Source organism: Cellvibrio sp. OA-2007, assembly GCF_000953825.1.
In the GTDB taxonomy this organism is placed as follows: Bacteria; Pseudomonadota; Gammaproteobacteria; order Pseudomonadales; family Cellvibrionaceae; genus Cellvibrio.
In genome coordinates, this window is sequence record NZ_BBUL01000094.1 from 66,765 (window position 1) to 80,671 (window position 13,907).

Sequence of the window (13,907 nt, forward strand, 5' to 3'; positions counted from 1 at the left end):
GGACTCTATAATCCAATTAGGATAGCGAGAAGATATGAGCACCTCTATTGAAATACTGAGTCACCAAACACACGCGCAATTGAAAGTGATTACAGAGCATGGCGCAGAATACGGTGAAAATATTAATAACATTCCGGTATTGATCCATGAGCTAAAAAACTTGGCCCAGGAATACCCACTGTGTTTTATGAAAGACCCAGACACAGGTCAGTTTAATCTATATGCCCTGTTAGGCTTCGCGCCTGAAGAGAATCTTTATTTAGATCAACACCAATGGAACGCCAATTACATTCCGCTCCATATCCAACGTCAGCCATTTATTGTTGGGCGTTGCCATGCTACTGAGAATACCCAAGCACCCAACACAGAACACGACAGTGGTTTTATTAGCATCAACACTCAGAGCAAACGTATTAGCCACACACAAGGAGAGTCGCTTTTTAATAGCGACGGAACACCCACCGCTTATTTAAATTCCATCAATGAATTACTGAGTCAATTAACACCCAGTGAAACCATGACAAAAGTATTTATTGCACAGCTATTAAACCATCAGTTGCTGGAATCGGCGCGCATTAACATCGCGCTTAATGACGGATCAAGTTTTAGTTACGAAGGTATCTATACCATCAACACCGATAGATTGAATGGTTTAAGTGAAGTGGAAATAAACCGGTTACAAGAGCAACATTTTTTGGCTCCCATAAAATTTATTATCCAATCCTTACAGCAATTACAACGTCTAATTGATTTTAAAAATAATCGCCTGCAAGGATCAACACATGAAACAGCTTAATGTAATTGCAATACTTTTCTTGATGACCTGCACTATTGCTGCTTGCACGACAAAAAAATGGGATAAAAGTGAAGGTCACTTAGCGCCAGAACTCAACCAAGCGATAGGATCCATTGAGATTATTAATCCCCGTGCTCTGCAGCTGATCGACCCAACGAAAAAAATCCTTATTCGTGCCGATGGATTTCGCTGGACTGAAGGGCCGTTTTGGGTTGATGAATTGCAAGCATTGCTATTCTCAGATATTCCCAACAATCGCATTATGCAATATCAACCCGGCATAGGAACTCGCCTTTATTTAGAGCCCGCTGGTGCAACTGCACTCTTTCCTGGCGATGACAATGGTGGTTCCAACGGATTGCTGCTCAACAACAAAAATGAATTAATTCTATTGCAACAAGGCGACCGACGCGTCGCACTTATGGCTACTCCATTAAATCACCCTGCCCCAAAGTACAAAAGTATTGCCAGTGAATTTCAAGGAAAACGGCTCAACAGCCCTAACGATGCCGTATTCAGCCGCAGCGGAAATTTATACTTTACCGACCCTCCCTACGGCTTGGCAGGCGGCATGACCGACCAACGTAAAACTCTAGAATTTCAAGGAATTTATAAAGTTACCTCATCGGGAGAACTGGCACTACTGGATGATCAAGTGAAATTTCCCAACGGTATTGGCCTCTCAACAGATCAGAAGACTTTATACATAGGCGTATCCGATCCGGAGCATCCCCATTGGTTAGCCTACGATCTGGATGAGCAGGGAAACACACGGAACAAACGTGTTTTTTATGATGCGAGTGAATTCAAAAATAATGCCAAACACCAAGGCGTTCCCGACGGCATGGCGACACATTCATCCGGCGTTTTATTTGCGACAGGCCCCGGTGGCGTGTGGGTCTTTTCTCCGGCGGGTGAAGTACTCGCCAAAATTCACACTGAAAAACTCACCGCCAATTGCACACTTTCCAGCGATGAAAAAACTTTGTTTATTACCGCCCACGACACCTTAATGAGCCTGTCATTAAAATAGTGCAGCTCTCCGATATTCAACAAATTTGCAAATATAAGACGTGACAACAAAAAAAGAGGAGATAAATATGAAAACAAATCAACTACGTTTAATCAAGCAGATGCTTGCTGGCACTCTGGCGGGGTTGTCACTCGGCTGCGTCGCCAATCAAAATTCGCCACTAGGTAGCATTGAAAACTTTGATAGCTTTTCGCTGAATAAAGCTGTGGAAAATAACGTCAAGGCAAGCTTAATAGAGGGGCAAGAGAAAAAATATGGCAAGGCATTAAAACTGGTATTCGAGCCGCGCGAGGAATCCACAATTGAGCTACCTACTCCCGCGCAAGGTTATTGGAATTGGGATTACGCAGGTGATTTAAATCTGGCACTGGATGTTACCAATCCAGGCAGTCAATCATTTCAATTTTGGCTGACATTAATGGATGCAAAAGGCCGCAAACAAGAGCGCAGCGCAGTGATTGATGCAGGTCAATCAGCTCGTTTTTATGCCCCTTTAACCGGGCGTGTTGCCAATGCACAAACCGGTATGCGCGAAACCCCACCAGCATGGCAAACCAGCGAAGAAAAGTTAGCCTGGCGCTCAGGCGATCGCGATTTTGATTTCACTCAAGTCACTAAAATTATTTTCAAAGCCTACGCCCAGTTTGAAACCAACACCCTAATTGTGGACAACCTTCAGCTGCGTGTTAATCCCGCCCAAGATCCGGAATATCTGGTAGGGATAGTCGATAAATTTGGCCAAGCCGCCAAAAAAAATTACCCCACTAAAATTCATTCTGAAAAAGAACTAAAAGCCGCTGCCGATGCGGAACTGGCTGCACTGGCCAACGCCAAACAACCGGAAGACAGATCGCGTTTTGGTGGCTGGAGCAAAGGCCCTAAATTGGAAGGCACAGGCTATTTCCGCACTGCAAAAGTGGATGGCCGCTGGTGGATGGTAGACCCGGAAGGCTATTTGTTTTTTTCCAGCGCTATCGCCAATGTGCGCATGGCCAACCTTGAAACCATCACCGGTTACGATTTCAACGATGCCAGCGTGCGCAAAATAGATCCTGAGGAATTAACCCCGGAAGACTCGCGCGATATTATTCCAGTCGGCAAAAAATCGTTGAATTCCCGCTTTCTTGCATCGCCCTTGCGCCGTGAAATGTTTGAATGGCTGCCCCCCTACGATCACGAACTTGGCGAACACTATGGTTACCGACGCACAGTGCACCAAGGCGTATTGGAACAGGGTGAAGTCTACAGTTTTTACAAGGCCAATCTGGAGCGCCGCTACGGCCAAAGCTCACCCAATTCCTACATAAAAACCTGGCGCGATGTCACTTTGGATCGCATGGTGGATTGGGGCTTCACCTCATTTGGCAATTGGATTGATCCGATGTTTTACGACAATCAACGCATGCCATTTTTTGCCAACGGTTGGATTATTGGCGACTTTAAAGTGATCTATTCCGGACAAGATTATTGGTCACCACTACCCGATGTTTATGATCCTGAATTTAAACGTCGCGCACATTTGACCATCAAACAAATTGGTCGCGAAGTAAAAAATACCCCCTGGTGTGTTGGTGTTTTTGTTGATAATGAAAAAGGCTGGGGTTCGATGAAAAATGACCGAGCTCACTTCGGCGCTGTCTATTACGCACTCAGCAGATCTGCCGATGAAAGTCCTGCTAAAAAACAGTTCACCCAATTACTCACTAAAAAATACGGTGATATAGCGGCGCTTAACCAAGCCTGGGGAACAAAGATTGATTCATGGTCAAGTTTTGCAACTGGCATCACTATGGACAAGTTGAATGATGCTTCTCGCGCAGATTTTTCTATGCTCTACGCCGACTATGCAGAAACTTATTTCCGTATTGTCAGCAGCGAAATTAAAGACGCCCTGCCCAACCATATGTATATGGGCGTGAGAATCGCCGCCGAATGGGGTATGCCGGTTGAAGTGGTCGCCGCCGCAAAAAAATACAGCGATGTATTGAGCTTTAATAATTATCGCGAAGGCATGCACCCGGATACTTGGGCGTTTTTGAAAGACTTGGATTTCCCCACCATCATCGGCGAGTACCACATAGGCTCAACATCGGATACAGATTTCTATCACCCTGGTTTAGTCATTGCCGCCAACCAAACCGACCGCGCAAAAATGTATGAAAACTACATGAATAGCGTAATCGACAACCCTTACATGGTCGGCGCGCATTGGTTCCAATACATTGATGACCCAGTCACCGGCCGCGCCTACGATGGTGAAAATTACAATGTAGGCTGGGTAAGTAATACCGACATTCCCTATCAACCCATGGTGGATGCAGCCAAGCGGGTGAATAAATCACTCTATAAACGTCGCAGTAAAATCGCGCCCATTCAATAATTACTGGAACTCCTTACGGTAATAAAAACGCCAGACCCACGACTGACTCAATAATCGAACTTGAGTAAGTTGTGAGTCTGGCGTTTTATGACCAGCGGTCATCGGCAATATTCAACTAAACACTTAAACAAACCAAAAAAAACCCGAGCTCAAAGTGCCACCTGTTATCAGGTAAGAGGCAATTTAAGCTCAGGTAGTTTTTAATTTATTAGCTAGTTTAACTTAGCGAATATTCGCTTTAAGCGCGGCAGTGGCTTCGCGAATATTGTCTTTGCGCAGTGCATCACTTATCGCTCTATGCTCATTAACACAATCCACTGGCTTGGTGATACGTTTGTAGTTCATCCGCATGCGCAAAATGATAGGTTGCCACAAGTTAACCAGTTCCTCACCGCCCGCTTTCATCACCAGATAGCGATGAAAGTCCATGTCAGCCTTTGTCACTTCTGTGTAATCTTCGTTATCAAATGCATCTTGGAGGCGATCCAGAATTGCATCAATTTCGGCAAAATCTGCCTCCTGCAACTTGCCTTTCAAGCTTTTTACTGCATGAAGCTCAATCTTGGTGCGGATGTCGATCATCAGCTCCTGCAGTTCTGGTGAGAGCACGCTATTCACCGACACACCGCAATTATTTTTGGCGACCAATAAACCTTCTTTGGTGAGTTGCAGCAATACATCGCGAACCGGGCCGCGTGAGACACCAAAGCGCTCCGCTAGCGCGACTTCATTTAATTTAGCATTGGGCGGCATATCGCCAGCAATAATGTCTGATCTGATTTGATCCGCAATTTGATCCCGAACCGGAATGATTTTTTTTGTTTCTTTCATGATTTGGGTGACCTTTCGCAAATAGCCTTATTGGATAGTGATATAAGGCTAAGCTATTTGCAGACATTAGACAATAATCTGAACAAATAACAATGGGTAGATATGACCATTTGTTTCCAAAAAGCACATCTACCCATTGAGCCCGGCCATTATATACGGCAGGTTAACGACTAGTATTTCTCACTTAAATAAACTGTTTTCTTTTCCAAATATTGTTCCAAACCATACTTGCCATCTTCGCCGCCAGCACCGCTCATCTTCCAACCATTATGGAAACCCTGATGCTGCTCGCCAATGCCGCGATTGACATAGACCTCACCTACTTCCATTTCTGCAATAGAACGATGGATATAATTCAGGCTCTGGGTAAATAAATAGGCCGACAGACCATATTCACTGTCATTGGTGTAAGCGATGGCCTCATCGATACTGCTGATTTTCACGATTGGTAATATGGGGCCAAAGGTTTCTTCATGAACCAAAACATTATCTTGTTTAACATTAACCAGAACCGTAGGCTCGTACCAATTGCCCTGCTCAAAACCGGGCACTACCGCAGGTTTACCGCCACAGGCTAATTCCGCCCCCTGCGCCAAACCCTGTTTTACCAAGCCATCAATCTGCTCGATTTCACGGCGATTAACCTTGGGGCCCATTTGCGTTGCAGGGTTCATTGGGTCGCCCACCACCAAGGCCTTCACCTTGGGTACAAACTTGGCGACAAACGCGTCGTATACCTTTTCATGCACATAGAGACGCTCGGCACAGGTACAAACTTGTCCGCAGTTGGCAAAACGCGCCCAGAGCGCCTCTTCAGCGGCCAATTCCAGATCTGCATCTTCCATCACGATAAAGGGGGCTTTTCCGCCCAACTCCAACATGACAGGGGTTAAATGCTGCGCACTGGCCTTGTAAATGATTTGTCCGGCACGAGTACTACCAGTCATGGTAATTAAACGGGTGATGGGGCTTTCACATAGGTGCTGCCCTACTACCGAACCAGAGCCATTCACAATATTTAATACACCAGCAGGAATGCCGACATCATTGGCAATACGACCCAGCTCCAATGTTGTTAAAGGCGTTTCCTGAGTCGGCTTAATAACAATGGTGTTGCCTGTTATTAACGCAGGGCCAATTTTGCGGCCTGCCAATGCCAGTGGAAAATTCCAGGCAGTAATCGCCACCACAACACCGCGCGGCACTTTGTGGATATAAATTTTTTCATTGGGTTTATCGGAAGGCAAAATATCGCCTTCAATGGTGAGTGCATTGTCGCAGGCGTATTCAATAAATGTGGCCGTTGCAGTTACTTCACCGCGCGCCACATCGAGCAACTTGCCCTGCTCTTGCACCAACATAGTGGCAAGCAATTCAGTTTCATTGCGAATGGCCTGTGCAAACTTACGTAGCAATGTTGCACGCGCACGCGCCGTAAGGGCAGCCCACGGCTTTTGTGCTGCCTGCGCAGCCTCTAATGCGTCTTGTGCATCTTCTTTGCAGCCTTCCGGGATACGGCCAATTTCAGCACCCGTGCTTGGGCTGTAAACAACAATATGCCCAGCGGCTTTTGATGGCACATATTGGCCATTAATAAAATTGAGATCATTTTTCATCGTGTTTATCTCCCCATCCAGCCGCCGTCAACCAACACGGTGCTGCCGTTCATATAGTTAGATGCGCTTGATGCCAAAAAGACAACCGGACCTTTAAAGTCTTCCGGCGTGCCCCAGCGGCCTTGCGGAATACGACTAAGAATAGACGCAGAACGATCTTTGTCATTGCGCAAGGCTTCAGTGTTATCGGTAGAGATATAACCGGGCGCAATGGCGTTCACATTAATCCCGTGCGATGCCCACTCATTCGACAGCGCCATCACCAACTGGCCTAAAGCACCTTTACTTGCGGCATAGCCAGGCACAGTCACGCCACCTTGATAGGTTAACAATGAAGCGGTGAAAATAATTTTTCCGCTTTTGCGCGCAAGCATGGTTTTACCAATTTCACGGCTCAAAATAAATTGTGAATTCAGGTTTACATTAATCACCTGATCCCAGTATTCATCGCTGTGTTCGGCCGCAGGTGCACGCAAAATTGTACCGGCGTTATTGACCAGAATATCAATCACCGGATGCTCTGCTTTTACTTTTTCAATAAAGGCATAAAGACTGTCGCGATTAGCAAAATCACATTGATAAGCACTGAATTTTTTTCCGGTAGCCGTTACCGCTTTTTCAATCTCTGAGCCTTGCAACTCCAGTGATGCCGAGACACCAATAATATCTGCACCCGCTTCTGCCAGGGCCACCGCCATTGCTTTACCAATACCGCGTTTGCAGCCAGTGACCAAAGCGACTTTACCGTTTAAGCTAAATTGTTCCAACATAATCGTGATTACTCCGCGCAAGACACAAGGGCTTTCATACCAGCAGGATTGTTATCCATGCTCGCAAAAGCGCTGCCAATGTTGTTCAAGCTAGATACCGAACTAATGAATGGCTCCAGCTTGACTTTACCGGATGCAACCAATTCAATGGCCATATCAAAATCAGCCGCCTCGTAAACGCGTGCGCCCACTAACTCAAGTTCTTTCCAGAAGAATTGGAACAGATCCACTTCAGGCTTTTGCGAGTGAATCGCCACCATACAAATACGACCGCGCACAGAGGCAATCTTGGTCATAGCTTCAATCGCCGCTTTCACACCAGACACTTCAAACACAACATCTGCGCCCTTGCCGTTGGTCCACTCTTTGACTGCTGCATCTAAATCTTGCTCAAGCGGATTAACGGTTTTAATACCATTTTTCTGGGCAAATTCATTGCGCACCTGATTCACTTCCGAAATCATGACCTCAGCGCCAACACTTTTTGCCACCAGTGCAACCAACTGACCAATGGGGCCGCCACCAATAACAACTGCTTTTTCACCAGCCTTTAAACGCGCACGGGAAATATCGTGCACCGCTACAGAAAGTGGCTCAATCAGCGCGCCTTGTTTTAAGTCGATATTCTCAGGCAGTTTGTGCAAAGTGCGCGCTTTTACAGTCCATGAATTTTGGAAAGCGCCTGGGCTATCGATACCCATAAATTTTAATTTGTGGCACACATGGCTGTGGCCTGCAGTGCACGCAGGGCACTCGCCACAATAATCGAGCGGGCGCACCACAACGCGATCGCCAATAGCAAAACCTTTTACATTGGCTCCCATCTCAACAATGGTGCCCGACATTTCATGGCCGATAATTTGCGGCGGTGCAACGCGCTGATCCATAACACCGTGATAAATGTGCATGTCTGTTCCACAAATACCTACAAACCCTACTTGCAAACGCACTTCATCCGCAGCAGGAGCAACCATTTGACCTTCAACAACCTGAAAGCCTTTATTACCAACATATTGAGCAGCTAACATAATTTCGATCCCCTCAGGATTGTTTGATTAAATGTGGACGTAGTAATTTTTCATCAAATGTCACACCGGTTCCCGGCTCATCGGAAGCAACCGCAAGACCATCGGCGATCACAATTGGACGCGTGGTGTAAGCATCTATAGGAAAGGAGTGAACTTCGAGATATCCCGCATGTGGCTGGGAAGACATCAGCGACACATGCAACTCATGCATACCGTGACTGCAAACAGGCAAGTTGTGTGCGTAGGCTAGCTCGGCGACTTTTAACCACCCGGTGATGCCACCAATATTGGATGCATCTGGCTGCAAGAAACCTAATTTGGCTTGTCTGATGGCATAGGTAAATTCATGAATGGTGTGCAGGTTTTCACCCATCGCCAAAGCGATGTTAATGCTGTCCGCAATGCGGGCATAACCTTCATAGTCATCGGGAATGGTTGGCTCTTCAAACCAGGTGATATCGTACTGCTCTATCGCCCGGCCAAAACGAATAGCTTTTTCAACGGTCATTGAGTAATTGGCATCGACCATAAAGGTGGTGTGTTTACCAATTAATTCGCGCACCGCAGCAACGCGCGCAACATCTTCTTTGTAATTGTCTTTACCGACTTTAATTTTTACCGCGTTAAAACCGCGATCCAAATAACTATCGATATTCTTCAACAGTTTTTGTTCGCTGAAATTCAAATCAATACCGCCCGCATAGCAACGGGTTTTATTACTCGCGGCGCCCGCCAATTTCCACAACGGTAAATTCAGACGCTTGCAGCGAATATCCCACAGGGCGATATCGACCGCAGAAATAGCGAAACTAACCAAACCGCCGCGACCCACATAGTGCAGGTGCCAACCCAAATCTTCCCAAATTGCATGAATATCCGATGCATCACGACCAATCAGCATTGGCTTTAGCTCATCATCCAAAAGTGAGTAAATGGCGCGTCCGCCCTTGCCGCCGGTATAGGTGTAACCAACACCTTCGGTGCCATCCTGACAATAGATGCGGCACACCAGCAATTCAAAACAGGTGTGATCGCCGTGTTTTGCATCGGATAACACCTCGGCCAATGGCACTTGGTAGTATTCAACTTTGACGGCTTTGATATGTGTTGCAGAGAGTTCGTTGTGACTCACGCAAGAAATTGTATTTAGCATAGACCTATCCCGATGCATTTGTTTATTGTTAACAATCTACACTCAGGATAAACACTTGTAAAGGAGAAAAGTCTGATAATTTCAAAAGTGGGATACGGAAATGCAATAACGATAAAAAAGCACTAAAGCGCGAGGTAATACTTACCAATACGGCCAGATGGCGGCACTTTTTGCCTACATCTGGCGAGCGATAAGAGACTAAACAGAAGAGATAAAACAGCGGCGATCAATAACCAGGGTTTTATTTGACGGCGACAAGTTGACTCTCGATTTCCTCCAAACTTTTCCCTTTGGTTTCCGGCACCATTTTTAGAACAAAAATAGCACCCAACACGCAAAAGCAGGTATAGATCAAAAATGTGACCGCAACACCCTGAGCCTCTATCTGCCACGGGAACAATGTAGGCACCAATACGCCACCAAAGAGTGTACAGACCAGCGCACAAGCAGGAATGGCAACACCCCTGATGCGCGTAGGAAATATTTCGGAAAACAAAATCCACATGACTGGGCCTAAGGAAAAGTTAAATGCCGCCACAAAACTAATTAATCCAATAAACACCAGCACTCCCTGCATATGCGCAGCCGTATTCAGCAAATCAACCTGCAATGAACCCAGCGCTGCAGACCCTAAATGGGTCACTAATGCCCGTTTAAATTCCAGATCACTGGCATACTCAACCCCAAACATAGGAGCCAATAGTGACGTATCAATCCGATCAGCGAAGGCTGCGACAGATTCTGCGCTCAACATATAAGTCGCACCTGCAAAACAATAAGCCACCACACCCATGCTCACAGCAGCCCAGACCGAACCCCAAAGCAAAATAGGACGGCGCCCCATGCGATCAATCATCACCAGCGCCAGGAAGGTAAAAAATAACCCTATAGCACCAACCCATACGGTTTGCTGGAAAGCGCTGGCATCGCCCCCACCCACCTGCGAAAAAATAAATGGCATATAACCTAAAACAGCATTCATACCGCATAGAGATTGCAACATGGCCGCACCAGCACCAATAAAAAGCGCGATACGCAACCTGGATTTAAACAACAAACCCAACTGCTCACTTACACTCAGCGAATGCTCAGCACCTTTTAAGTTGTCACAAATCTGATTAAATTGCTGGGCAACCATCTCAGCAGGTGCAATTTTGGCAATTACCGCTTCCGCCTTATGCTTCTTACCATTCATCACCAACCAACGCGGGCTCTCCGGAATAAAAAAGAGCAATAAAAACCAGACCAACGCAGGCAAAATTTCTAACCCTAACATCCAACGCCAACTGGTTAACTCGGTTAAACCAATCCAATTTGCCCAAGCGGGCTGCGAACTAATTACGGTCACTATGTAGAAATTTAATAGCTGCGCGATAAAAATCCCCACCACAATATTCATTTGATTCAGTCCCACCAACTTGCCACGCAAGTCTGGCGGGGCAATCTCACCAATGTACATTGATGCCAGCGTGAGCGATGCAAAAGCTAAACCGCCCAAAAAGCGCGCAGCAAAAAGCGTCTCAAAACTAACGGCAAATGCCGACCCCAACGCGGAAATTAAATACAACGCAGCAATGACTAATAAGGTGTTTTTCCGCCCAAAGCGCTCACAAAAATAACCCGCGCATAGCAACGCAACAATTGACCCCAACCCCGTAGCACCACCGACAATGGCACCCACTTGAAAGGCCGTTAAACTAAATTCAGCAATAATGTATTTAATGGTGCCGGAGATCAGGGCTATATCCAGGCCAAATACAAATCCACCCAGAGCCACAATAAAGGAAAAGAAAAATGCGTTTCTATTTGCTCTCTGCATATCTAATTACCACTCAATAGTTATTATTTGAACTGATCGCCCAGCCCATCAATACCGACAAAACCAAGCCTATTGCAAGGCTATCGCCACCTTTCAATAGAACAACTGCAATTACTCTGGTGCATCCAGGGCAGATCTGCAGAACACACACCACTTAAATAGAAACCCTGACTCAAGTGTAACACGCGCCATTTTTGTTAACAATTAAATATATACATTTATATGGAGTACTGTTAACCTTCGCAATGCAGCCAATCAGTTGGCCAAATAAACATAACCATTGCAGGTGTGATATGAAATTCACTCAACTAATTAGCATCGCAACCTATACCCTTATTTTGGGCGGCTGTGGCGGTGGCGGTGGCGGTGGCGGAACATCAACCCCCCCAGCATCAAGCAAAGCCAGTGTCAGCCCCACAAAATCGTCCACCGCCGTTAGCAGTTTAGTCGCAAGTAGCAGCACTAGCCTGTCGAGCACACCGAACAGCTCAGTCGCTTCAACTGACAGCAGACCGAAAATCAGTTTCAATAGAGACATCAAACATATTGTTGGCGGTATCGACAGCTTTGACCGGCGCAAATTCATCACCATTCACTCGTCCAATACCGAAGCCGATTGGTTTGGTTCAAACGCCCAAAGTTTGGGAGCCCCCAACGCCTCACCTGACCTGATTACCGAAGTCATGGACGGCTATGATGTGTATTTCGGCCGCGATACCGGCGGCATTACCTGGCAACTCGGTGAACTCAATCAAGACCCCGCTCGCCCGGGTTTTGTCAGCGAGAGTCACGCACAAACCAAAGGTGGCGACGCACGCTGGGTGTATAGCAACAATGCCAACAGCACCAAAATTCGTCAGTTTGAAAACCGGCTAACGGATATGATTATAGGGGCACAGCAACACCCCTTCTGGCCAGATGGCAAAACTACCCGCAAAGGCTGGGCACTCTCACAGACCGATACCCCAAGTGAACCTTTTGGAACTGCCACTGGCCACTACATGGGGCAGTATCTCGCGAAATACTTTAATAAAGGCGCAGGCGATTTATATGGTCAACCTAAGCCGCTCTATGTTGAGGTTATGAATGAACCTCTTTATGACCTGGTGGATGCTAGTGCATCACCAGTGCCAGTAGAAAAAGTATTCCAGTTTCACAACACAGTGGCGGCAGAAATTCGAAAGACCAATAGCGATGTTTTAATTGGCGGCTACACAGTGGCCTTTCCCGATTACGATAAAAATGACTTTCAACAATGGCTAAACCGCGACAAAGTTTTTATTGATCTGGCCGGTGCCAATATGGACTTTTACTCAATCCATCTCTATGACTTTCCGGCGCACAATAATCGCGAGAAATATCGTCGCGGCAGCAACGTCGAGGCAACCCTCGATCTGCTCGAGCAATATGACACGATTAAATTTGGCAAGATCAAGCCCTTAGTGATATCGGAATATGGCGCCAGCATTCACTCCATGTTTTCTGATCCCTGGACCCCACAGCGCGACGGATTACGCCTGATTGCATTTAACGGTCTATTGATGAGTTTTCTTGAACGCCCCAACAATATTGCTAAAACGATTCCGTTTCTGCCGATAAAAGCCGAATGGGGCCGCGTTAATGGCATACCCTACAATGACCGCCTTATGCGTCAACGTAAAGAGGCACCCGGCGAAACTGGTGACGAATGGGTTTTCACTGACATGATCAAGTTTTATCAATTGTGGTCAGACGTAAAAGGAACACGTATTGATATTACCTCTAGCGATCCCGATCTGGTCGTCAATGCTTATGCCGACAATAAGCGGGTGTATCTCATCATTAACAATTTGGAATTTAACGCGCAAGAATTCACACTGAATGATTATTCATTAAATAATCCTGCCTTTGCCAATGCGACGATTAAACACTTACATCTGGATAGCCAAAACGCGCCTGTCTTAAGCGAAACGGTTAGCGACAAGTTTCCAGATTCGTTAAGCATTGGTGCTAGTGGCACCATGATCATTTCCATGAACTATGAAAGTGCAGTAGTAATCGATCAAACTAAAGTTGAACAGAAAACATATGCAACAAATTATTTGCAGGCAATTAAAACCAATAGTCCCCTTAACTTTGCGATAAACGGCATCACTCCAGCAGCATTTGGAGAAGCCACGTTACGTTTGGGCATAGGCAGGGATCACGGAAAGTCATTGCAGCCTAAAGTGATCATTAATGGCACCGAAGTAACTGTGCCAAAAGATTATCGCGGCTATGATCAATATCACCAAGGCAAAGGGCGGGAAAACTTTTTTGGTGTAATTGAGATCCCCGTACCCTATTCAACCCTCAAAGCTAACAATCAGATTGAGGTGACCTTTGCAGATGATGGCGGCCACATAAGTTCAGCGGCATTAAGAGCGTTTCACTACAGCCGAAACTTCACCCACTAAACATTCTCTGTCGTGCCGTTTGCCATACTCACCCGAGTATGGCTTT

Annotated in this window: 10 protein-coding genes; 4 read left to right on the forward strand and 6 right to left on the reverse strand. The window is 46.2% G+C overall.

Translation table 11 applies throughout. The features are described from left to right. The first annotated feature begins 34 nt into the window (after positions 1-34). From AWU77_RS15010 to AWU77_RS15020, 3 genes are all read left to right on the forward strand, one after another. On the forward strand, positions 35-796 hold the full coding sequence (locus tag AWU77_RS15010) for a SapC family protein (RefSeq protein WP_062064948.1): 762 nt from the start codon (positions 35-37) through the stop codon (positions 794-796). Continuing rightward, positions 783-1,829 carry an SMP-30/gluconolactonase/LRE family protein gene (locus AWU77_RS15015; protein ID WP_238582457.1) on the forward strand — a complete coding sequence of 349 codons (1,047 nt, stop codon included), beginning with the start codon at positions 783-785 and terminating at the stop codon, positions 1,827-1,829. Before AWU77_RS15010 ends, AWU77_RS15015 begins: the two co-directional genes overlap by 14 nt. A gap of 67 nt (positions 1,830-1,896) precedes the next feature. Continuing rightward, positions 1,897-4,209: a beta-galactosidase gene (locus AWU77_RS15020; protein WP_062064950.1), complete on the forward strand. Its 2,313-nt coding sequence runs from the start codon at positions 1,897-1,899 to the stop codon at positions 4,207-4,209. Between the two features lie 222 nt (positions 4,210-4,431). Here AWU77_RS15020 and AWU77_RS15025 read toward each other — a convergent pair whose 3' ends face one another. From AWU77_RS15025 to AWU77_RS15050, 6 genes are all read right to left on the reverse strand, one after another. Then, entirely contained in the window at positions 4,432-5,040 is a 609-nt protein-coding gene (locus tag AWU77_RS15025; protein ID WP_062064952.1) for a GntR family transcriptional regulator, read from the reverse strand. A gap of 170 nt (positions 5,041-5,210) precedes the next feature. Then, entirely contained in the window at positions 5,211-6,656 is a 1,446-nt protein-coding gene (aldA, locus tag AWU77_RS15030; protein ID WP_062064954.1) for an aldehyde dehydrogenase, read from the reverse strand. A 5-nt stretch (positions 6,657-6,661) separates the two neighbouring features. Further along, positions 6,662-7,426, reverse strand: a complete 765-nt coding sequence (locus AWU77_RS15035; protein WP_062064956.1) for an SDR family oxidoreductase — start codon at positions 7,424-7,426, stop codon at positions 6,662-6,664. A gap of 8 nt (positions 7,427-7,434) precedes the next feature. Further along, positions 7,435-8,454 carry a zinc-binding dehydrogenase gene (locus AWU77_RS15040; RefSeq protein WP_062064958.1) on the reverse strand — a complete coding sequence of 340 codons (1,020 nt, stop codon included), beginning with the start codon at positions 8,452-8,454 and terminating at the stop codon, positions 7,435-7,437. A 13-nt stretch (positions 8,455-8,467) separates the two neighbouring features. After that, complete coding sequence (locus AWU77_RS15045; protein WP_062064960.1) at positions 8,468-9,607, reverse strand: mandelate racemase/muconate lactonizing enzyme family protein; 1,140 nt, start codon at positions 9,605-9,607, stop codon at positions 8,468-8,470. Between the two features lie 241 nt (positions 9,608-9,848). Continuing rightward, on the reverse strand, positions 9,849-11,426 hold the full coding sequence (locus tag AWU77_RS15050) for an MFS transporter (RefSeq protein WP_062064962.1): 1,578 nt from the start codon (positions 11,424-11,426) through the stop codon (positions 9,849-9,851). Positions 11,427-11,719: 293 nt separating this feature from the next. Between AWU77_RS15050 and AWU77_RS15055 the strand changes: the two genes are divergently transcribed. Then, the gene (locus AWU77_RS15055; RefSeq protein ID WP_062064965.1) at positions 11,720-13,861 is read left to right on the forward strand and encodes a cellulase family glycosylhydrolase; all 2,142 of its coding nucleotides are present in this window, start codon (positions 11,720-11,722) and stop codon (positions 13,859-13,861) included. Positions 13,862-13,907: the final 46 nt, after the last annotated feature.